Below are 21,144 nucleotides of genomic sequence, written 5' to 3'. Positions count from 1 at the left end.
GGGGCGGGCTCAGTCGTCGGTCATCATGAAGTCGCGCAGCTTCTGCTCATCAAGCACGGTGAGCCGCTGGCGATCGATGTTGATGGCGCCGCTGTCGCGCAGCTTGGCCAGCAGCCGCGACAGGGTCTCGGGGGTCATGGCGAGCTGGGCCGCCAGCCAGCGCTTGGGAATGGTCAGGCGAATCACCCGCGGGCTGCGGCTGCGCCCCGAGGGCAGCTGGCGCAGCACGTAGCTGACCAGCCGCGACATGGCATCCCCCTGGGTCAGCAGCGCCAGGTCCTCGAGCCGGTCGGTGAGCTCCAGGGCCAGGCGGCTCATGAACTCGGCGCGACACGCCGGCTGGCGATCGAGGATCTCCCGGCAGCGGGCCGCGGGTATCGACAGCACATGGGTACGGCGCAGCGCCTCCGAGGAGTAGAGGTAGACCCCGGCGCTGGAGACCATGCTCAGCTCGCCGAGGGTGCCGCCGCGCTCCACGCAGCGGATGGTGGCCATGCGGCCGTCACCGGCGGCACGCACCAGGCGCACGGTGCCGCTGATCACCACGTGCAACCACTGGGCCGGGGTCTCCTGGCGGAACAGCCACTCGCGGGGCTTGAGGGTGCGCAGATCGGACGCCTGAAGCAGCGCCTCGAGCTCGGCCTCCTCCAGGCCGGCGAGCCAGGGCACCCCCAGCACCAGCTCGCGCAGCTGACGCGGGTTGAACAGCAGCTCAGTCGAGGAACTGGGCGGCGGGACAGTATTCGTAGGCATGGCCGTTCTCCACATCGTTGTTGGCATCGATCACCAGGTAGCCATGGGCCTGGCTTGCCGCGCTGAGCATGTGCGACCCCTGGCCGCCGGCCAGGCGCGCCACCGGCGTCCCCGCCGCCCAGTCCAGCACCACGCGCAGCAGCTCGCGACGCCCCCTGGGGCCGCCCCGGGAGAAGCCGGCAGTCACCGGGAAACGCTGCAGCGGCGCCGCCTCGCGGCCCTGGCGGACCTGCACGAAGGGCAGTGCCAGCAGCTGCCAGCCCACCAGCGAGGCCACCGGATTGCCCGGCAGGGCAATCAGCGGCGTGCCGGCCTGGAGCGACTCGCCCAGGTAGCCGAGGGCGAAGGGCTTGCCGGGCTTCATGGCCACGCCGTGAAAGGCGATCCCGCCCAGTTGCTCGATGACCGGTCGCACATGGTCCTCTTCTCCCACCGACACACCACCAGTACACATTACCAGATCGGCCGTATCACGGGCCTCGGCAAAGGCGTGATGCAGGTCAAGGGGAGCGTCCGGAATGACGCCGAAATCAAGCAGTTCACAGCCGGCCTGGGCCAACAGGGCCGCCAGCATGACGCGGTTGCTGTCGTAGACCTGGCCGGGCACCCGAACGGCACCGGGCTCGATCAGCTCGTCACCGGTGGAGATCAGGGCGACGGTCAGGCGGCGCACCACCGCCACCTCGGCGATGCCATGGCTGGCGAGCAGGGCGATGGCCGCCGCGTCGAGGCGCGCCCCGGCGGGCAGCAGCAGCTCGCCCGCCCGGGTCTCCTCGCCGCGGCGGCGGATATTGGCCCCCTCGGCGAGCTCGCCCTCGATGTGAATGCGCCCCTCGGCATCCAGGCTCACCCGCTCCTGGGGCACCACGGCGTCGGCGCCCAGCGGCACCGGCGCGCCGGTGAAGATCCGCGCGCAGCCACCCGCCGGCAGGTGCATCACGCCGGCCCCGGCGGGCACCCGCAGGGCCACCGGCAGGCCCTCTGGGGAGCGCTCGGTCAGGCGCAGCGCGTAGCCGTCCATGGCGCTGTTATCGACCCCCGGCATGTCCAGGGTCGCGAGAACATCCTCGGCCAGCACCCGGCCGGCAGCCCGGGCCAGCGAGACCCGCTCGCTTCCGTCCACGGGCCGGGCCGCGGCGATCATCCGCGCCCGGGCGTCGAAGAGGTCGAGCAGCCCCGGGGTGGCGATCTCGGCGCATCCGCAGTTCATGCGCTGGCCTCCTGGCGGCGGGTCTCGTCATCGTCCTGGCGGGGCGCCGGGACCGCCCGGCGGCTGCCGCAGCGCCTGGTCTCCGGCAGCACCATGGCCACGAAGTTGCAGGGCCGGGTGCGGGCATCGAGCTGCGCCTCGAGAATGCCGTCCCAGGCGGTGGCGCACGCCTTCGGCGAGCCGGGCATGGCGAACACCAGGGTGCGGTCGATCAGCCCGCCCACCGCGCGGGACTGGATGGTGGAGGTACCGATGCTCTCGAGCGACAGCTGGCGAAACAGCTCGCCGTAGCCATCAATGGCCTTGTCGAACAGCGGCGAGAGCGCCTCGGGGGTGGTATCGCGGGGGGTGAAACCCGTCCCGCCATTGACCAGCACCACCTGGATGTCGCCACGCACCACCCACTTCGAGACCACCGCGCGGATGCGATAGACGTCATCGGGCACGATGCGCCGCTCCACCAGGGCGTGGCCCGCCTCGGTGAGCCGTTCGGAGAGCAGGTCGCCGCTGCCATCCTCGTCGAACCCGCGGGTGTCGGAGACGGTCAGCACGGCGATGCCCAGCGGGGCGAAGGGGGTGTTGGCGTGGACGTGGGCCATGGGGTCCTCCTGACCGCCCGCGACGCGGGCGGCGGCATGGGAAATGGGGGGAACAGGAAGGGCCGGGCTCGGCCCTCCGCTTACTGCATCAGGCTGCCGGCGGCATCATCATCCAGGGCCACCCCCTCGACGCCGATCTCCGACTCCAGCACCAGCAGGTAGTGGCGCAGCGCGCGACGGGTAGACTGCTCGCGCAGGCTGTGGCGCACGCGCTCGGCGACCTGATCGAAGGGCAGCTCGCGGCCCTCGCGACGCTCGTCGATGCTGACCAGGTGCCAGCCGTAGCGGGAGGCCAGCGGGCGGTCGTGCAGCCCCTCGGGGAGATGCTGCAGGGCGCGGTCCAGCTCGGCGACGGTCTGCCCCGGCGCCAGCCAGCCCAGCTCGCCGCCCTGCTCCTTGGAGGGGCAGGCGGAATGGCGCATGGCGAACTCGGTGAAGCGCTCGGGAATGGCCGAGAGCTCCTTGAGCAGCTTCTCGCCCTGGCGGTAACCGGCATCACGGGCCTCGGCGTCGTCCGGTGCCGCGGCCAGCAGGATATGGCGCACCCTCAGGAGGGTGGGCTCGCTGAAGCGCTCGGCGTGGGTGGCATGGAAGCGCCGACAGTCCTCCTCGGAGGGCTCGGGCACGTCCAGCTCCTGCTCAAGCAGGGCAGCGATGGCGGCATCGTTCTCGTCGAGATCGGTGCCGTCGGCATCGGCCAGGCCCAGGGCGGCAGCGCGCTGGTGCAGCAGTTCGCGAACCACCAGGGCGCGGGCGGCCTTGAGCTGGGCGCTGCCGGCGCTGTCCGCCGGGTGGTACTGCATCTCCTGGGCGATCTCGGCCTCGGGGATGGTGGCCTCGCCGACCCGGATGGGAGGGGGGCTCGCGCCCCCCGGGATCATCTCGATATCGATCTTCTGCATGGTGATAAATCCTTACAGCTCAATTCATGTCCCCAGCGCCGGCGAGAGGGGCTGATCCGGCGGCAGGCCCCGGAGCGCCGGACCGACGAGGAGGCGCTGTGAACCCATCCCTGGGCGCTACCGATGCCATCCCTGGCATAGGACCTCCTCTTCGGCCTGCCCCCGGCGCCCCTGCCGAAACGCTATGGCTCGACCGATCAACCCCGCTTGCGCACGAGCTGGTAACGACGGGTGATATAGCCGAGCGGAATGCTCCACACGTGCACCAGGCGCGAGAAGGGGAAGAGCAGGATGATGGTCAGGCCCAGGAAGATGTGCAGCTTGTAGATCCAGGAGACGTTCTCCATGTAGGCCGCCGCGCCGCCGCCGAAGAAGACGATGGACTGGGCCCAGCTGGAGAGGGTCAGCATCATCTCGCCGTCCATGTGGCCCAGCGAGAAGAAGATGGTGATCATGCCCAGGAAGGCCTGGAAGACGATCAGCCCGAGGATCAGGGTGTCCATGGTGCTGGAGGAGGCGCGCACCCGCGGGTTGAAGATGCGGCGATGCAGCAGCATGGCGCCGCCCACCAGGCACATCAGGCCGGCCACGCCGCCTACCACGATGGCCAGCAGCTGCTTGGTGCTGGCATGCAGGAAGGGCGAGTAGACCCAGTGCGGCGTCAGCATGCCGAACAGGTGGCCGAAGAAGATCACGATGATGCCGATATGGAAGAGGTTGCTGCCGAGGCGCATGTTCTTCGACGACAGCATCTGGCTGGAGCCGGTCTTCCAGGTGAACTGGCCGTGGTCATAGCGCAGCAGGCTGCCGACCAGGAACACGGTGCCCACCAGGTAGGGGTAGTAGCCGTAGATCAGGTGGTCGAGATAGGTGCCGAATGCGGACATGGTAATTCTCCTGTTAACGACCCGTCACCGGAGGCATCGCCTCGGGTGAGAGAATGCGAACGGCCTCGCTCTGCACGCCCTGCTTGCGCTCGGCCAGGCGTCGGCCCTCGGCGGACTGCAGGGCGCAGTCCTGGTCGGACTCGGCGGAGAAACGCACCGCCTCCTCTTCCCAGACCGCATCCAGCGCCTCGGGGGTGTCATCGCGGGACTCGCCCTGGACCTCCTCGCGGTGGGCGTCGGCCTCGGCTTCGGCGCCGATCAGCGCCAGCAGCGCGCGCGGCACCAGGGCATGATCGGCACCGCGCTCCTCGAGGCGCGCGGTGATCAGGCCGAGGATGTGGCGGATCTCGCCCAGCCAGCGGCCGATCTCGGCTTCCTCTCGGGTGGAGAGGTACTCCAGGAAGATCGGCAGGTAGTCGGGCAGCTCCCGGGCATCCAGCTCGAAGCCGGCGGCCTGATACTCCGCCATCAGGTCGACCATGGCCTGGCCGCGGTCGCGGGACTCGCCGTGGACATGCTCGAAGAGCAGCAGCGAGGTGGCGCGCCCCTTGTCGAAGCGGGCCACGTACTCGGACTGCAGCTCGAGCAGGTCGCCGTCGGCAATGCGCTGGCACCAGTCCATCAGGGCGGTGCGCAGCGCCGCCGGCAGGCGGCGCTCCTGGTCGATGATCTCGATGAGCTCGCCGGCCGCGGCCTGGAGCTCCTCGGTGGGATAGTCGAGCAGGCGGGCCAGCACGCGCAGGCTGCGCATGCCAACCGCCGGCGCGGCCATCTTCAGGGCAGCATCAGCCATGACGGGCCTCCTCGGCTTTCTCGTCGCGCCGCCCATCGCTCTGCGGGTCGAAGGATTCCACTGGCTTGACCAGGGTGGTGGTCTGGGAGCGGCCGTTGAACAGGCTCGGCTTGCTCTCGCCGTGGCAGCCATCGCCGAAGGTGAAGCCGCAGCCGCCGCGCTCCGGGAAGGCCTCGGTGGCCATCTCGCGGTGGCTGGTGGGGATCACGAAGCGATCCTCGTAGTTGGCGATGGCCAGGTAGCGGTACATCTCCTCCACCTGCGCCTCGGTCAGCTCGACATCCTCCAGCACCGCGGTGTTGGCCTGGCCGTCCACGTGCTTGCCACGCATGTAGAGGCGCATGGCCATCAGCCGCTTGAGCGCCAGCACCACGGGGGCCTCCTCACCGGCGGTGAGCATGTTGGCCAGGTAGCGCACCGGGATACGCAGCGACTCGATCTTCGGCATCACGCCGTCGAACTCGATCTTGCCGGCCTCGGCGGCGGACTGGATCGGCGAGAGCGGCGGCACGTACCAGACCATGGGCAGGGTGCGGTACTCCGGGTGCAGCGGCAGCGCCAGGCCCCACTCCATGGCCATCTTGTAGACCGGGCTCTCCTGGGCGGCCTTGATCACGTTGTCGGTGATGCCGTCCTTCTTCGCCTGGGCGATCACCGCCGGATCGTTGGGATCCAGGAAGATCTCGCACTGGCGATGGTAGAGGTCGCGCTCGTCCGGGGAGCTGGCCACTTCCTCGATGCGGTCGGCGTCATACAGCAGCACGCCGAGGTAGCGAATGCGGCCCACGCAGGTCTCGGAGCAGATGGTCGGCTGACCGGCCTCGATGCGCGGGTAGCAGAAGATGCACTTCTCCGATTTCCCGGTCTTCCAGTTGTAATAGATCTTCTTGTAGGGGCAGCCGGAGATGCACATCCGCCAGCCGCGGCACTTGTCCTGGTCGATCAGGACGATGCCGTCCTCCTCGCGCTTGTAGATCGCACCGGACGGGCAGCTCGCCACGCAGGTCGGGTTGAGGCAGTGCTCGCACAGCCGCGGCAGGTACATCATGAAGGTGTTCTCGAACTGGCCGTAGATGTCGGCCTGCACCTTCTCGAAGTTCATGTCCTTGCGACGCTTGGCGAACTCGGTGCCGAGGATCTCCTCCCAGTTCGGGCCCCACTCGATCTTCTTCATGCGCTCGCCGGAGATCAGCGAACGCGGGCGCGCCACCGGCTGATGCTCACCGATCTTGGCGGTGTGCAGGTGCTCGTAGTCGAAGGTGAACGGCTCGTAGTAGTCGTCGATCTCCGGCAGGTCGGGGTTGGCGAAGATGTTCGCCAGCACCCGCCACTTGCCGCCGATCTTCGGCTCGATCTTGCCGTCCTTGCGGCGCAGCCAGCCACCCTTCCACTTGGTCTGGTTCTCCCACTCCTTGGGATAGCCGATGCCGGGCTTGGTCTCGACGTTGTTGAACCAGGCGTACTCGACGCCTTCACGGCTGGTCCAGACGTTCTTGCAGGTCACCGAACAGGTGTGGCAACCGATGCACTTGTCGAGGTTGAGGACCATGCCTACCTGGGAACGAATCTTCATTTCACGGCCTCCTGCACGTAGTCATTGCCCTCGCCATCCAGCCAGTCGATGTGCTTCATCTTGCGAACCATGACGAACTCATCGCGGTTGGAACCGACGGTGCCGTAGTAGTTGAAGCTGTAGGAGAGCTGCGCGTAGCCGCCGATCATGTGGGTCGGCTTGGGGCAGACCCGGGTCACGGAGTTGTGCATGCCCCCGCGGGTGCCGGAGACCTCGGAGCCCGGCACGTTCACCTGGCGCTCCTGGGCGTGGTACATCATCACCATGCCGGCCTTGACCCGCTGGCTGACGACGGCTCGCGCGGCGATGGAGCCGTTGGCGTTGTAGAGCTCGACCCAGTCGTTGTCCTCGATGCCCACCTCGGCGGCATCGGTCTCGGAGAGCCACACCACCGGGCCGCCGCGGTTCAGCGTCAGCATCAGCAGGTTGTCCGAGTAGGTGGAGTGGATCCCCCACTTCTGGTGCGGCGTGATGAAGTTCAGCGCCTTGCTCTTGTAGCCGTTGTCTGCCGGCGCCTCGAAGCTCACCAGGGTCTTGGTGTTGATCGGCGGACGGTAGGTCAACAGGCTCTCGCCGAAGGCGCGCATCCAGGCGTGATCCTGATAGAACTGCTGGCGGCCGCTCACGGTGCGCCACGGAATCATCTCGTGCACGTTGGTGTAGCCGGCGTTGTAGGAGACGTGCTCGTCCTCGAGGCCGGACCAGGTCGGGCTGGAGATGATCTTGCGCGGCTGGGCGACGATATCGCGGAAGCGGATCTTCTCCTCCTCCTTGTTGATCGCCAGGTGGGTGTGATCCCGCCCGGTGATCTTGGAGAGCGCGCCCCACGCCTTCACCGCCACCTGACCGTTGGTCTCCGGCGCCAGGGTCAGGATCATCTCGGCCGCGTCGATGGCGGTCTCGATCTGCGGGCGACCCTTGGAGGAACCCTCCAGCTTGCGATGGTTGAGCTTGCCGAGCAGCTCCACCTCAGAGTCGGTGTTCCAGCTGATGCCCTTGCCGCCGTTGCCGATGCTCTCCAGCAGCGGGCCCACGGAGGTGAAGCGCTCGTAGGTCTCGGGGTAGTTGCGCTTGATCTCGATCAGCGCCGGCATGGTCTTGCCGGGGATCGGCTCGCACTCGCCCTTCTTCCAGTCCAGCACTTCGGGCTGGGCCAGCTCGGCGGGGGAGTCATGCTGATGCGGCAGGGTGACCAGATCGGTCTCCTCGCCCAGGTGCCCCACGCAGACCCGGGAGAACTCCTTGGCGATGCCCTTGTAGATATCCCAGTCGCTGCGCGACTCCCACGCCGGGTCGGTGGCCGCGGTCAGCGGGTGGATGAAGGGGTGCATGTCCGAGGTGTTGAGGTCGTTCTTCTCGTACCAGGTGGCCGTCGGCAGCACGATGTCCGAGTAGAGGCAGGTGGAGGACATGCGGAAGTCCAGGGTCACCACCAGGTCGAGCTTGCCTTCCGGCGCCTCGTCGTGCCACTTCACCTCTTCCGGCTTCTGGCCGCCGAAGTCGCCCAGGTCCTTGCCCTGGATACCGTGGCGGGTGCCCAGCAGGTACTTGAGCATGTACTCGTGGCCCTTGCCGGAGCTGCCCAGCAGGTTGGAGCGCCAGATGAAGAGGTTGCGCGGGAAGTTCTGGGGGTTGTCCGGATCTTCCGCGGCGAAGGCCAGCTTGCCGGCCTTGAGCTGCTCGACGGCATAGTCCTTGGTGGACAGGCCGGCGGCCTCGGCGGCCTTGGCCAGGCGCAGCGGGTTGGCCCCCAGCTGGGGCGCGGAGGGCAGCCAGCCCATGCGCTCGGAGCGCACGTTGAAGTCGATCAGGCTGCCGGTGTACTTGCTGTGGTCGGCGAGCGGGGAGAGGATCTCCTTGATCTCGAGCTTCTCGTAGCGCCACTGGGAGGAGTGGTTGTAGAAGAAGGAGGTGGAGTTCATGTGGCGCGGCGGACGGTTCCAGTCCAGGCCGAAGGCCAGCGGGGTCCAGCCGGTCTGCGGGCGCAGCTTCTCCTGGCCGACATAGTGGGCCCAGCCGCCGCCGCTCTGACCGATACAGCCGCACATGATCAGCATGTTGATCAGGCCGCGGTAGTTCATGTCCATGTGGTACCAGTGGTTCATCGCGGCACCCACGATGATCATGGACCGGCCCTGGGTCTTGTCGGCGTTCTCGGCGAACTCCCGGGCGATGCGCGCGACCTGCTCGGCGGGCACGCCGGTGATCTTCTCCTGCCAGGCGGGGGTGTAGGGCTTCACCTCGTCCAGGGACTTGGCGCCGTCATCCTCACCGAAGCCGCGGTCGATGCCGTAGTTGGCACACATCAGGTCGAAGACGGTTACCGCCAGCACATCGCTGCCGTCGGCCTTCTTCAGGCGCTTGGCCGGCAGGCTGTGGTAGAGCAGCTCGTCGCTGGCCCCGCCGCTCTCGACATGGTCGAAGTGCTCGTGCTTGAGCCCGCCGAAGTAGGGGAAGGCGACCTTGGCGACGTCGTCGTGGTGGTCGGCCAGGGTCAGCAGCGGCTTGATCTCGTCACCGGCAGAATCGCGGGGCTCGAGGTTCCACTTGCCCTCCTCGCCGCTCTCCTGACCCCAGCGGAAGCCGATGGAGCCGCGCGGCACCACCAGCTGATCGCGGGTCTCGTCCCACGCCACGGTCTTCCACTCGGGGTTGTTGTTCTCGCCCATGCCGTCGGCGAAGTCGCTGGCGCGCATCTGCTTGCCCGGCACGTAGCTGCCGTCCTCGCGCTGCTCCAGCTCCACCAGGAAGGGCATGTCGGAGTACTGGCGCACGTACTCGGTGAAGTAGGTGCTGGGCTTCTCGAGGTGGAACTCCTTGAGGATCACATGGCCCATGGCCATGGCGATGGCCGCATCGGTGCCCTGCTTGACCGACAGCCACTCGTCGGTGAGCTTCGAGACCTCGGCGTAGTCCGGGGTGATGGAGACGGTCTTGGTGCCCTTGTAGCGCACCTCGGTGAAGAAGTGGGCGTCCGGGGTACGGGTCTGGGGCACGTTGGAGCCCCAGGCGATGATGTAGCCGGAGTTGTACCAGTCGGCGGACTCGGGCACGTCGGTCTGCTCGCCCCAGGTCTGGGGGCTGGCCGGCGGCAGGTCGCAGTACCAGTCATAGAAGCTCATGCAGACGCCGCCGATCAGCGACAGGTAGCGGCTGCCCGCGGCGTAGCTGACCATGGACATGGCGGGGATCGGCGAGAAGCCGATGATGCGGTCCGGGCCGAACTGCTTGGCGGTGTAGACGTTGGAGGCGGCGACCAGCTCGTTGAGCTCGTCCCAGTTGGCCCGCACGAAGCCACCCATGCCACGGGCGCGCTTGTACTGCTTGGTCTTGGCGGGATCCTCGACGATGGAGGCCCAGGCGTCGACCGGGTCCTTCTTCTCCTTGAGGGCATCGCGCCACAGCTTGAGCAGCGGCTTTCTGATCAGCGGGTACTTGAGGCGGTTGGCGCTGTAGAGGTACCAGGAGTAGCTGGCGCCCCGCGGGCAGCCGCGCGGCTCGTGGTTGGGCAGATCCGGGCGGGTGCGCGGGTAGTCGGTCTGCTGGGTCTCCCAGGTGACCAGGCCGTTCTTGACGTAGATCTTCCAGCTGCAGGAGCCGGTGCAGTTCACCCCGTGGGTGGAACGCACGACCTTGTCATGCTGCCAGCGCTGACGATAGCTGTCCTCCCAGCCGCGCGACTCCTCGCGGGTCTCGCCATGCTCGTTGGCGAAGGGCTCGCGGGCCTTGCGGAAGAAGTTCAGCCGATCAATGAAGTGACTCATGGTCGATCTCCAGGCTTCTTGGAAAGTGGGTGTGACCGCCCTGGGCCACCCGGCCTGTCGTGCAGCGTGGCGCAGTGAACCGCACGCCAGACAGGAACCTTGCAGAGGATTCTGGGCGAACAATCGACGGATTACTGCCCGGTTACCTCCATATACCGCCCCTCTACCCCCAAGGTGATAGACCCGCCGAACGAGGGGGATAAGCGCGGCGGCTCAGGCCCGCCCGGCGCGGCCGCTGGCGTGGTCCCAGACCATCACCAGCATGCACACGACCAGCGAGCCATAGAGGAACATGAAGCCGGCGGTGCGGATGCCGACCCACTCATTGCCCACCACGAAGACCAGCGGCAGCAGGGCGGCGAAGAGCCCGCCCAGGGTCAGCGCCAGGCCGCCCACCAGGGGCATCTCGTCGCGGTGGTCGCGGTGGATCAGACGCATCAGGCTGCCCTTGCCGACCCCCATGGCCGCCCCCATCAGTGAGAGCAGCAGCAGGAAGCCCCCGAGCGGCGCCTCGTAGTGCAGGGTAATGGGGGCATGCACCCCCTCGACCCGCATGGTGAAGGGGGGGTAGGAGAGCAGGAACAGGCAGACCAGCACGAAGGCGCTGACCCACCAGCGCAGGGCACGGAAGTCGCGCCGATCGGCCCAGGCCCCGCCGATCACCTGGCCGATGCCCACCGCCAGGACGAAGGGCACCGCCGTCAGGGCGGCCTGCTTGAGTTCGAGCTGGTACTGGGCGCTCAGATAGGCCGGCAGCCACAGCGCCAGGGCCACGAAGGCGCCGTAGAAGAAGCTGTAGACCAGTGCCAGGCGCCACAGCCGCCAGCAGGCCAGGCGGGCCAGCAGTGCCGGCAGCGCGGGGCGAGCGCTCGGCTCCGCCTCGAGGTCGTCGGCAAAGAGCCACAGCAGGGCGGCCACCACCAGCACCGGCAGCAGGTAGAGCAGCGGCGCGCTGCGCCAGCCGTAGGCCTGGCTGACCAGCGGCAGCAGCAGGTAGCTGAGCCCTGCGCCCACCATGCCGGCGCCATAGAGGCCCAACGCCAGACCAGCGTGGCGCCGTGGGCAGAGCCCCGCCACATAGACCAGCCCCGCCGAGAGCGACCCGGCGCCGAGGCCCAGGCCGGCACCGGCGAGCAGGAAGTGGTAGTAGTCCCGGGAGTGGGAGAGCCCCCACAGGAAGGGGCAGATCAGCAGCAGGCAGGCGATCATCACCCGCCGCCCGCCTAGTCGTTGTGCCAGCAGCGCCATGGGCAGCGCGGCCAGGGCACCCATCGCCATGGGCATGGCCAGCAGCACGGCGAAACGCGCCTCGCCGAAGCCAAGCAGTCCCTTGAGCTCGACCCCCAACACCGCGAAGATGGTCCAGCTGGCGAACACCAGCGCGAAGGCCAGCGGCGAGAGCAGCACGACGACCAGGGGCCGATAGCCCCCAGTCGGCTCCTGGTCGAGCTCTGGGTCGAACTGCTGGGCGGCTGGCATCATCGAGGGCCGGAGAAGGTGTGGAGTCTCGAAAGAGTCTCGGGAGCTCACCCCCGGGGGTCAAAGGGGCATCGGAGGTATGCGTTCTACCCCCAAGGGTGTAGTAGACTGGCCAAGACCCCCGACCCATCTCGAGGCGCGATGAAACTGCTGCGACACTCCCTGGTGGCCCGGATCACCGCCTCGCTGCTGGCCATCAGCGCCATGGCGCTGGTCAGCATCGTGGTGACCATGACCGTGGCGGCCGACAGCCGCGGCGACGCCGCCGCCATCAACATGGCCGGCTCGCTGCGCATGAACACCTACCAGATCGTCAGCGCCCTGCAGCGCTTTGATCAGCGGCCCGGTGCCGAGACCCGCGCCCAGGTAGCTGAGCTGGCCGAGCGCCTCGAGCAGCGCCTGGCCAGCCCCGAGCTGACCGGCGCCCTGCCTGACGCCGAGGACCACGCCCTGCAGCGCCAGTACCGGCTGATCCTGGAGCGCTGGGGCCAGGAGCTGGCCCCACAGGTCGAACTTGCCACCGGCGGCGGCGGCGTGGAACCCGACGCCCTGCGCGAGACCCTGGACGAGCTGGTCGCCGAGATCGACGCCTTGGTCACCCTGCTCGAGCAGAACAGCGAATCGAAGATCCAGCTGCTCAGCGCCCTGCAGATCCTCTTCCTCGCCCTCACCGCCGTGGTGGTGGTGATCGCCCTCTACGATATCCGCCACAACCTGGTGATGCCGCTGCGCCACCTGGTGGTGCTGGCCCGGGAGGCCGCCCACCGCAACTTCGACCACCGCACCCGGCTCTCGGGCAGCGACGAGCTGGCCCTGCTGGGGCGCACCTTCGACGCCATGGCCGAGGAGCTCGGCACCAGCTATGCCGAGCTGGAGGCCCGCGCCACCAGCAAGAAGGCGGAGCTGGAGCGCAGCAACCGCGCCATGCAGGTGCTGCACGACGGCAGCCGTGCCCTCTACGGCGGCGGCAACGACCTCTGCGCCAGCGCCGCCCCCATGCTGCGCCGCCTGGAGCAGCTGCTCCAGATCGGCCCCATCCGGCTCTCGCTCCACGACCCCCACGACGAGCGCGATATCCCGATACTGGCCACCCACTCGGCGCGCCGCCCCGAGTACTGCCGCGACCACGACTGCCACGCCTGCCTGCTCGACCCCCAGCCGCTGACGCTGCAGGCCACCGAGGCCGGCGAGTGCCAGCTGCTGCCGGTGAGCGTGGGCGACCTGATGCTCGGCACCCTGGAGGTCTGGTATCCGCGGGACGTGCCGCTCACCGACAGCGTGAAGCGCCTGCTCAACGCCCTGGCCGACCAACTGGCCACCGCGGTCTACCTGCAGCGGCGCATCGAGGAGCAGCAGCAGGTGACACTGATGAACGAGCGCACCATCATCGCCCGGGAGCTCCACGACTCCCTGGCCCAGTCGCTCTCCTACCTGAAGATGCAGGTGGCGCGCCTTGAGCGCATGCAGGCCAAGGGGGTGGGGCCGGAGACCCAGGCCCCGGTGTTCGACGAACTGCGCACCGGCCTGGACAGCGCCTACCGCCAGCTGCGCGAGCTGCTCACCACCTTCCGCCTCAAGCTCGAGGGCCCGGGACTCGCCAGCGCCCTGCGCCAGACCGTCACCGAGTTCGGCGAGCGCCTCGAGACCCGCATCGACCTGACCGTCGACCTGCCGCCCCATCTGCTCAATCCCAACGAGGAGATCCACGTGCTGCAGGTGGTGCGGGAGTCGCTGGCCAACGTGGTCAAGCACGCCAACGCCCACTGGGCGGCGGTGTCGGTGACCTTCCACGCCGCCCGGCTCCACGTCGTCATCGAGGATGACGGCGTGGGCCTCTCGGACGACAGCTCGCCGCCCATGCACTACGGCCTGGTGATCATGCGCGACCGCGCCGAGACCCTGGGTGGCGAGCTGACCCTGAGCAATCGTGCCCAGGGGGGCACCCGGGTGGAGCTGGTCTTCACCCCCCAGACCGCGCGCCTGATCAGCCAGCACGTCGGCGCCGGCAGCATCCCCGCCACCCCCGTCGACCCGAGGGCCGACGCCATCGCCACCGACCACCACGGGAACAGGGACTAATCCAGGCATGACCGACAAGACACCCGATACCCCCGCCAGCATCCTGATCATCGACGACCACCCGCTGCTGCGTCGCGGCGTCTCCCAACTGCTGGAGCTGGAAGACGACATGGCGCTGATCGGCGAGGCCGGCGACCCCGAGACAGGCATCCGCCTGGCCCTGGAGCGCGACCCCGACATGGTGCTGCTGGACCTCAACATGCCCGGCATGAACGGCATCGAGACCCTCAAGCGGCTGCGCGATGAGGGCTACGCCGGACGCGTGGTGATGTTCACCGTCTCCGACCACGAGGAGGACGTGGTGGCCGCCCTGCAGGGCGGCGCCGACGGCTACCTGCTCAAGGACATGGACCCGGACGAGATGATCCGCCAGCTGCGCCAGGCCTCGCTCGGGCGCATGGTGATCAGCGAGAGCCTCACCGCCCTGCTGGCCGAGGCGCTGCGCAGCCAGCGCAGCCAGCCGGCGACGCCGGATATCCACAGCCTGACCCAGCGCGAGCGCGAGATCCTGCGCGAGCTGGCCGGCGGGCTCTCCAACAAGATGATCGCCCGCAAGCTGGACATCACCGAGGGCACGGTGAAGGTGCACGTGAAGCACCTGCTCAAGAAACTCAACCTGCGCTCCCGGGTCGAGGCCGCGGTGTGGGCCGTGCAGGAAGGGATCGACAGGTAGTTCGCAGTCTGCTCAGCTGGCCAAGTATTTTCCGCTGTGGTGACCCGGCTGGGTTAGCCGACTAGATCATCCAGTTAACCCAGCCTGATAAACGTCACCTCAAAGGCCTTGCTGGAGCGAAACTGCTGCAACCGGTTGGCAAACGCGAAGGCTTCATTCATCTCGTAGTGCTGGAAGATGTCCAGCCCTCGATCCAGTGAAATCTTCCAGCCGTGATCTGTAACGATATGACGGGCGTGAATGGTGCCGCTTTCATCAAACTCCCAGGTGAAGTCGATGCCCACGGTGCGAGCGGATTCCTGGATTTTTTCAAAACTCTCGTCTTGTAAGTCACCCTTGAACTCGTCCCGGACGGTGACGAGGTGAACCGCCACTTCATCTTCCTCGGCCTTGTTCTTCACGATGGCTTCGAGAAACTCCATGAAATTGCGGATTTGGTAGAAAAGCCGGATGTAGGGGTCTGTGACGGTGATCTTGCTGGCGCCTTTCAGGTATGCGCCAAACAAGCCGTCGAATGAGATGCCTTTTTGGTTCTCCTGGAAGGTCAGGTGTTTTTCCTCCAGCGCAGGCTCAGGGGCGCGGGGCTCTTTGGGCTCGCCACCTTTAACGTCTGCTGCTGGCTCGGGCTCTAATCCCCCGTCATCAGGGGTGGACACTGTCTGATGGTAGTAACCCGGGTACTCTTCTTCCTCAAGTGTCGTGACCAGTATTTCCTGGCCTTGTTGATCCTGATAAGAAAATCGGACTTCGCCGTAGGTGGTGTCAATCCGCTGTAACTGGTCCTTGACCCGCTTGCGCCCCTCGATGGCAAAACGCAGCACTTCTTCAACCTCATCCCTGGTTGCTCCGCCCTGGGGAAACAGGATCTTCATCAAGCCGGAAAAGGTCTTGTTGATACCGTCCCGGTCACGGGTCGAGATATCCGAAGAGAGGGTAAAGTACTCCCGGTACTGATCGCAATAATCGTAGTTCCGCATCGAGCGCAGGATTTCTGCAAGGTAGTCCACCACGAAGCCATAGCCGTCGGAGAACATCTCGCCCCGGATGATGTCGACCTCCCACCCGGGGATGTAGAAGTGGATTCGGTCCAGAAAGGCAGAATCGTAGAACTTGTCCGGCAGCTCATCGAACAGGTCCGAATGTTTCAGCATATAAGGTACGGTATGCCGGGTATTCCCCACGAACACCATGGAAGCTTCCGCGCCCAAGGTCTCCACGCCCCGGGAGAAGGACTTGTTGGCCATGTAGTTTTTCATGATGTCGACCAGTGCTTTATCGACGCGTTTCTGCTTGCCAGCGAATTCGTCGAAGGCCACGCAATCCCAGTACCCCACCAGGCCAATCTTGCCGCTGGAATTATTCACAAATAGCTTGGGTACGGTAACTTCACCACCCGATACCAGGATCCCATGGGGCGAGAACTCGGAGTAAACGTGGGATTTACCTGTCCCCTTGGGGCCAAGTTCGATCAGGTTGTAGTTGCGCTCGCAAAAAGGGACCAATCGCAGGAGCTGGAGAAGCTTGCTGCGCCGCCCAAACATCTCCGGGTTAAAGCCAATGCTCTGTATCAGCAGGTTAATCCACTCATCGGTGCTGAACTGCTGCCGCGCGGCAACGTAGGCGTCGTAGTCGAAGTGAGATAGCTGAATCGGCTTGAGGGTGGACAGAATCCAGGGGCTGACGTTCTGGTCTTCAGAAAATACGTATTCGATGTCCGCAATGCACCAGACGCCGCTTACCAGCAGTTTGGGGTGGGCCTTCACGGTCCCAGAATCCACCAACACTTTCTTGATTCCCAGGTTGGAAAACTGCGCCTCGTAGGCATCCGTTTTCTCATTCAGGGCCACGCTGATCTTATCGATGACCTTGTAGCGCCCCTTTTCCTTGATATTCGAGCGCACCAGCCCGGCCTCGTTGCGGTGGACATAGTGCTTGGCCAGAATCTCCTTGACCGTCTCGATACCAGTCTGAATCGTGGCCTCGTCGTTAGTGGCGCAGTATTGGCCGAGCAGATACTCGAGCACGTACGAGGGGACGATGGCGTTGCCCTTGACCGTTTTAACCAGGTCTTTGCGCACCACCAACCCGGGGAAGTGTTCGTTGATCTTTTGGTCAAGCGTGCTCATTGACTATCACCCTCAAAAATCAAAATCGCTGGTAAAGGAGCGCCGCATCAAATACCTGAGCGACTTGTATTCCTTGTAGTGGGAGGTACCGGCGTGCTGCTCTTCCAGCCGCAAAAAGACCTCCTGGCCGTTGGCCTCGTCCGCCTTGCGGCTGAGCACAAAGCGCACCTGAAGCTCCCGCTCGCGGGGATTCTCCGATGTCAGGTCAAACGACAGTTCGTGACTGTCCGAAATCAACTCCCCTGATTGGGTATAAATCCCGGCCCGCAGGTGGCGAGGCTGTACTTTCTCGGTAACCGGTCCGGACTGATACAAGGTGACGGCCAGTTGGCCGGAAGTGATCACCGAGCTGGCCCCACGCAGGATGTCCACCTCAACGGCGCTGACATCACTCTGGCGCTTCTTGTTAACCTTCAAGACCGGAATCACAACCTCCTGAAGGGATGCGCCGCCATGCACAAAGCGGCTGCCAGAGCCTTTAAGGCGCAGTCGGTTGATGGACTTGGGAATCTGCACTTCCATATCGCCATTCAGCCCAAGCTGCTCGGACGAGAAGTGATGGAACGCCGGAGAGGCGGACAACCCCTTACCCAGCACGAACCGACGGTCCCGGTAGCGAATATCATCGCCAGAAACGGCGTCGCCCAGGAAGTCACTCTCATCCAGCTCACGGTTCTGGTAAATAAAGCCATGGTCAGCGGTGATCAGCAGGTTATTGGCGTTGGCCGCCGTGAGCTTCTTGATCAGACGAATCAGGTCATCCAGGGTTTGTTCTGCGGCTTCAAAGGCCTGCCCCTCTGAGTGCATCTTGTCGCCAGTGTGATCGATGCGGTTGTGGTAGATGTACAGCACATCATTACCCTTGAGCAGCTCACGGCTGTCTTCCCGGTTGAGCTGCATAAAATCCTCCGCCTTGACGGCCTGGCCCCGCCCATCCAGGGCCGCCTGCAGGATTTTGGTACGATTGACCGTACCCTGTGAGCTTTGGCCATCCACCAGTACCGTACCGGTGTCGTTGTCGGCGATCGCCAAGGACTTGTTGGGCAGCAGCGCCGCCATACCGAGCTGCGTATAGCTGGGAAGGGTCGAGAGTGCCGGTTCGAGCTCCGCGCTGTAGCGATCTTCCTGCCGGATAAGGCCCAGCAGCTCATCACCAATCTCATAGCGCATGGCGTCGGAAATAATCACGCAGATCCGCTTGTCCTTGCGCAGGTACGGGCGAACCCAGTGCTCGAAAAAGGCTTTTTGCTGAACGACCGGATAGGCCTCCCAGCGCGGCGCGGCGTCCACGTGAACCTGGAAGCCGTCGCCCAGCTTGAGCAGATAGTTGTTGGAATACAGGTTCTCCACCTGCTCACTGAGATCGCCCATCAACGATGCCTGACCAGACATGCGCACATGGTAGGTAAACTTGCGGTAGAGCTGATCCAATTGGAACCAGGAGCGGCTATATCGCTGAACGCCGTCGGAGAGGCTGTCCATAGTAAGACGAGCCTCACCCAGCATCTGGACAAAGCGCGCAGCAAACTCAATGGCTTCATACAGGTGGCGGAACTCCCCGTACCAGTGGCCCTGGCGCCGCTGCCGCACCCACAGTGCCACATCGCCGCTGGTGACCGTGCGGCCTACCACCGCCCGCACCAGGTCACTGATAATCTTCTGGTCGATTAGCCGGAAGTAGTCCAGTTCAACCAGGTCCCGGAAGTCCCGTTTACCGAGATCCTGCTCAATGCCCAGCACCTCGGCACACTCGGCAGACAGGGTTTCAAACCCCTGCTCGAACTGCCGGCTGTCCTTCCAGCGCTTGAGGAACACCAGGGCGTCGCCGGTCAGTTTGACATCGCCATCGGTACCCATGGCGTAGCAGGACTTGAAGAGCTCGATCACAAAGTCTCGCAGACTAGGTTCACTGGCCTCGTAGCCGTAGAAACGGGTCAATTGTTCCCACAGGAAGCTATCCAAGCCGCACCGTTCGATCAGCCTGATCCCATCATCGCGCTCTTCCGCCAGTTGCTGCAGCAGGGTTTCCACCACCGAGTCCATACGGGGCTCACTACCGGCACACACGGCCAGCATCTTCAGGCGCAGCTGACCGGCGGTATCGTCCGGCTTCAGCAACTTCTTCAGTGCCTCCTTGCGCTTGATCGCCTGAAAGAACTCCGTATGGGCCTGAGCTATCTCGGCGAACTCCAGGCCCAACTCCAACTCGGACAGCCAGATGGCCACCTGGTCGGTCCGGAACTCGCCGTGGGCCAGCTGTACGTCCAGCAACCAGTTGTCCAGATCCTCCGGTTGTGGCCCTTCCTTGTACAGCAAGAATTTCTGTTCCGGTGACTCCCGCAGGATGCGATATTTCAGGCCGTACTCGTTGTTGGCAATTTCGGCCTTTTCTACGTCAGGAATGGAAACCGCCTCGAAGTCACTACGCAGCTCTTGCTTGGTGTCGTACCAGAACACAACCCGGTGCTTATCGAAAAGTCTGCTCAGCGCATGAGTGATTTGCTGGCTCATTCTTTGCCCCCGAGCTTCTCCAGGCGCGACACCCATTCATCAAAGTGTTTGCAAGAGGCCCGCAGAGCATCGAGGCCGATATGAGCCGCAACCGAAACCCCCGATGTCACCTTGTCGTACTCCGGTATCTCTTTGAGAATTCGTTTCGATGGCGCTGTTTCTCGACCGTCATTGATGAGCTCCGGATTTTGGGAGCCGACCATCTTCACCAGATTTCCAATTGGCTGGTCGTGCTCCAGGTACTCCCAATCCAGCTTGGTCGGGTCAGCCAGAATCAGGCTTTCAAATTCATGCAACTGGATATAGGGAATAAAGTTTGGCTTGTTCATTTCATTGCCAAAAGCAGCTTCGAGCCGTTCGATCCTTTGATAAGGCTCCAGCCGTTTCGCCTCGTCAAATCCTGGGAAATCGTCTGGCAAGGCATATAAATCGAACATGCTGGTAAACCAGCATTCCTGGTTGGCGTCTTCCTTCATCCAGGTTTCGATGTCTGCTTTTGCCTTCTGGTAACTGATCAGGCCACCCCGGTATTCTTTGGCCGCCCGTTTGTCCTTGCTCGTCAGCACGCAGCGCGCGTCAGTGTAGACATCAAAGTGCGCCAGATGGGGTGTCAAAACCTGGTCGACAAAGGCTTTCTCAGTCTGGCCCTCTGCGGTTATGTGCAGTCGAATCACGGCTGCCCTCCCAACACATTTTTCTCCCAAAGCTCCGATAGGCTGTACCGTTGCAACCATTCACCCAGCGCCTCCGGTTCCAGACGGTGGAACGAGCTGGTGCCGGTCTTAGAATCGCGCTCCACGATCACAATCTGCTCCGGAAGGAATTCATCGACCAGACGTGTGGACTGGGTGGCCAGGACCACCTGCGTTTTCTGGGATGCACGTTTGATCATACCGGCAAGCTCAAGCGTGGCAGCCGGATGCAGACCCAACTCCGGCTCATCCAGAACGATCACTTTTGGAAGCAACGCCGGTGGCTGCAACAGCAGCGTGGTCAGCGCCATGAAGCGAAGAGATCCGTCGGAAATCTGATCCGGACCAAAGAGATAATCCTGGCGGTAGGTATCAGACCAGTTCAGTCGCACGAAACGGTCATTGCCAGGAAGAGTATCCAGCACGAAGTCGTTGAACTGCGGCATGATCTTGCGAATATGCCGGACAATTCGTTCGTAGTAAGGACGATAGCTATCCGACTTCTTCAACATCTTGAGGAAGGCCGCGAGGTTGCCCCCATCGCTGCGCAGGTAGGACACATCATCAACGTACACCCGGTCCTTGATTCGGGCGGTGTCGGATGTGTCGTGAAACTGGAAGGTCTGTATGCCTCTAAGCAGACCGGTAAGCACTTTACTGGTGGGCCGGTCATCCTGCCCCAGCTCCGCTTCAGGGCCACCACTGGACAGAAAGTATTCCTGCGGTCTGGCGTGACCGGCCTTGTGATAGCTTACCTGTTCACCACTGACGAACAGCCGGTCCGGCAACCCATACGATAGCTTTACATCGTAGGAGTCCGTGGTGCTGTCATCTTCCAGTTTCACGCTGAAACTCAGCGATTCGGTCACCTTTGGGCCATAAAACAGAAGCTGGCTGACGCCCTGCCTGCCAACGTACTGCTGCAGAGCACCAGTGGTCATAAATCCCAACAGCCGGAACAGTGAAATCAGGTTACTTTTCCCGGAGCCATTCGCGCCCAACAGCACCGTGACATCGTTAAAGGCAATACGCTCGTAGTCGTGATTGCTGATGGATTTAAAGCCTTTAACGGCAATTTCTTTCAATTTCATAGGTAGCCCTCC

Annotated in this window: 15 protein-coding genes; 2 read left to right on the top strand and 13 right to left on the bottom strand. The window is 64.4% G+C overall.

Translation table 11 applies throughout. The features are described 5' to 3' along the window. Positions 1 to 9: 9 nt before the first annotated feature. The 9 genes from HIR79_RS02195 to HIR79_RS02155 form a co-directional block, all read right to left on the bottom strand. Positions 10 to 753 (bottom strand): Crp/Fnr family transcriptional regulator, encoded by a 744-nt coding sequence (locus tag HIR79_RS02195; protein ID WP_169956479.1) that lies wholly within the window; start codon positions 751 to 753, stop codon positions 10 to 12. Next, positions 713 to 1,963 (bottom strand): molybdopterin molybdotransferase MoeA, encoded by a 1,251-nt coding sequence (locus tag HIR79_RS02190; RefSeq protein ID WP_169956477.1) that lies wholly within the window; start codon positions 1,961 to 1,963, stop codon positions 713 to 715. Before HIR79_RS02190 ends, HIR79_RS02195 begins: the two co-directional genes overlap by 41 nt. Continuing rightward, entirely contained in the window at positions 1,960 to 2,562 is a 603-nt protein-coding gene (moaB, locus tag HIR79_RS02185) for a molybdenum cofactor biosynthesis protein B (protein ID WP_169956475.1), read from the bottom strand. Before moaB ends, HIR79_RS02190 begins: the two co-directional genes overlap by 4 nt. An 80-nt stretch (positions 2,563 to 2,642) precedes the next feature. Continuing rightward, positions 2,643 to 3,464, bottom strand: coding sequence for a peptidylprolyl isomerase (locus HIR79_RS02180; RefSeq protein WP_169956473.1), 822 nt, complete (start codon positions 3,462 to 3,464; stop codon positions 2,643 to 2,645). A gap of 197 nt (positions 3,465 to 3,661) precedes the next feature. After that, complete coding sequence (gene narI, locus HIR79_RS02175) at positions 3,662 to 4,351, bottom strand: respiratory nitrate reductase subunit gamma (RefSeq protein ID WP_169956471.1); 690 nt, start codon at positions 4,349 to 4,351, stop codon at positions 3,662 to 3,664. A gap of 13 nt (positions 4,352 to 4,364) precedes the next feature. After that, the gene (gene narJ / locus HIR79_RS02170) at positions 4,365 to 5,144 is read right to left on the bottom strand and encodes a nitrate reductase molybdenum cofactor assembly chaperone (protein WP_119021288.1); all 780 of its coding nucleotides are present in this window, start codon (positions 5,142 to 5,144) and stop codon (positions 4,365 to 4,367) included. Continuing rightward, the gene (narH, locus tag HIR79_RS02165) at positions 5,137 to 6,717 is read right to left on the bottom strand and encodes a nitrate reductase subunit beta (protein WP_169956469.1); all 1,581 of its coding nucleotides are present in this window, start codon (positions 6,715 to 6,717) and stop codon (positions 5,137 to 5,139) included. Before narH ends, narJ begins: the two co-directional genes overlap by 8 nt. Next, positions 6,714 to 10,481, bottom strand: a complete 3,768-nt coding sequence (locus tag HIR79_RS02160; protein ID WP_169956467.1) for a nitrate reductase subunit alpha — start codon at positions 10,479 to 10,481, stop codon at positions 6,714 to 6,716. Before HIR79_RS02160 ends, narH begins: the two co-directional genes overlap by 4 nt. Before the next feature lie 213 nt (positions 10,482 to 10,694). Next, positions 10,695 to 11,960, bottom strand: a complete 1,266-nt coding sequence (locus HIR79_RS02155; protein WP_169956464.1) for an MFS transporter — start codon at positions 11,958 to 11,960, stop codon at positions 10,695 to 10,697. 141 nt (positions 11,961 to 12,101) lie between these two features. On the opposite strand from HIR79_RS02155, the gene HIR79_RS02150 reads away from it, so the two are divergent. Together HIR79_RS02150 and narL are read left to right on the top strand one after the other, a co-directional pair. Beyond that, positions 12,102 to 14,039 (top strand): type IV pili methyl-accepting chemotaxis transducer N-terminal domain-containing protein, encoded by a 1,938-nt coding sequence (locus HIR79_RS02150; protein WP_169956462.1) that lies wholly within the window; start codon positions 12,102 to 12,104, stop codon positions 14,037 to 14,039. 7 nt (positions 14,040 to 14,046) lie between these two features. Continuing rightward, positions 14,047 to 14,712 (top strand): two-component system response regulator NarL, encoded by a 666-nt coding sequence (gene narL / locus HIR79_RS02145; protein WP_169956460.1) that lies wholly within the window; start codon positions 14,047 to 14,049, stop codon positions 14,710 to 14,712. A 74-nt stretch (positions 14,713 to 14,786) separates the two neighbouring features. Here narL and brxL read toward each other — a convergent pair whose 3' ends face one another. The 4 genes from brxL to HIR79_RS02125 are packed head-to-tail and all read right to left on the bottom strand — an operon-like array spanning position 14,787 to position 21,132. Further along, on the bottom strand, positions 14,787 to 16,838 hold the full coding sequence (gene brxL / locus HIR79_RS02140; RefSeq protein WP_169956458.1) for a BREX system Lon protease-like protein BrxL: 2,052 nt from the start codon (positions 16,836 to 16,838) through the stop codon (positions 14,787 to 14,789). Between the two features lie 12 nt (positions 16,839 to 16,850). Further along, positions 16,851 to 19,349 (bottom strand): BREX-1 system phosphatase PglZ type A, encoded by a 2,499-nt coding sequence (pglZ, locus tag HIR79_RS02135; protein ID WP_169956456.1) that lies wholly within the window; start codon positions 19,347 to 19,349, stop codon positions 16,851 to 16,853. Further along, positions 19,346 to 20,023: a DUF4276 family protein gene (locus tag HIR79_RS02130; RefSeq protein ID WP_169956454.1), complete on the bottom strand. Its 678-nt coding sequence runs from the start codon at positions 20,021 to 20,023 to the stop codon at positions 19,346 to 19,348. Before HIR79_RS02130 ends, pglZ begins: the two co-directional genes overlap by 4 nt. After that, positions 20,020 to 21,132, bottom strand: a complete 1,113-nt coding sequence (locus tag HIR79_RS02125) for an AAA family ATPase (RefSeq protein WP_169956452.1) — start codon at positions 21,130 to 21,132, stop codon at positions 20,020 to 20,022. The genes HIR79_RS02130 and HIR79_RS02125 overlap by 4 nt, the downstream gene beginning before the upstream one ends. Positions 21,133 to 21,144: the final 12 nt, after the last annotated feature.

Origin of the sequence: Halomonas sp. PGE1 (genome assembly GCF_013000985.1) — a bacterium.
GTDB classification, from domain to species: Bacteria; Pseudomonadota; Gammaproteobacteria; order Pseudomonadales; family Halomonadaceae; genus Halomonas; species Halomonas alkalicola.
This window is presented reverse-complemented; position numbering and strand designations above follow the sequence as displayed.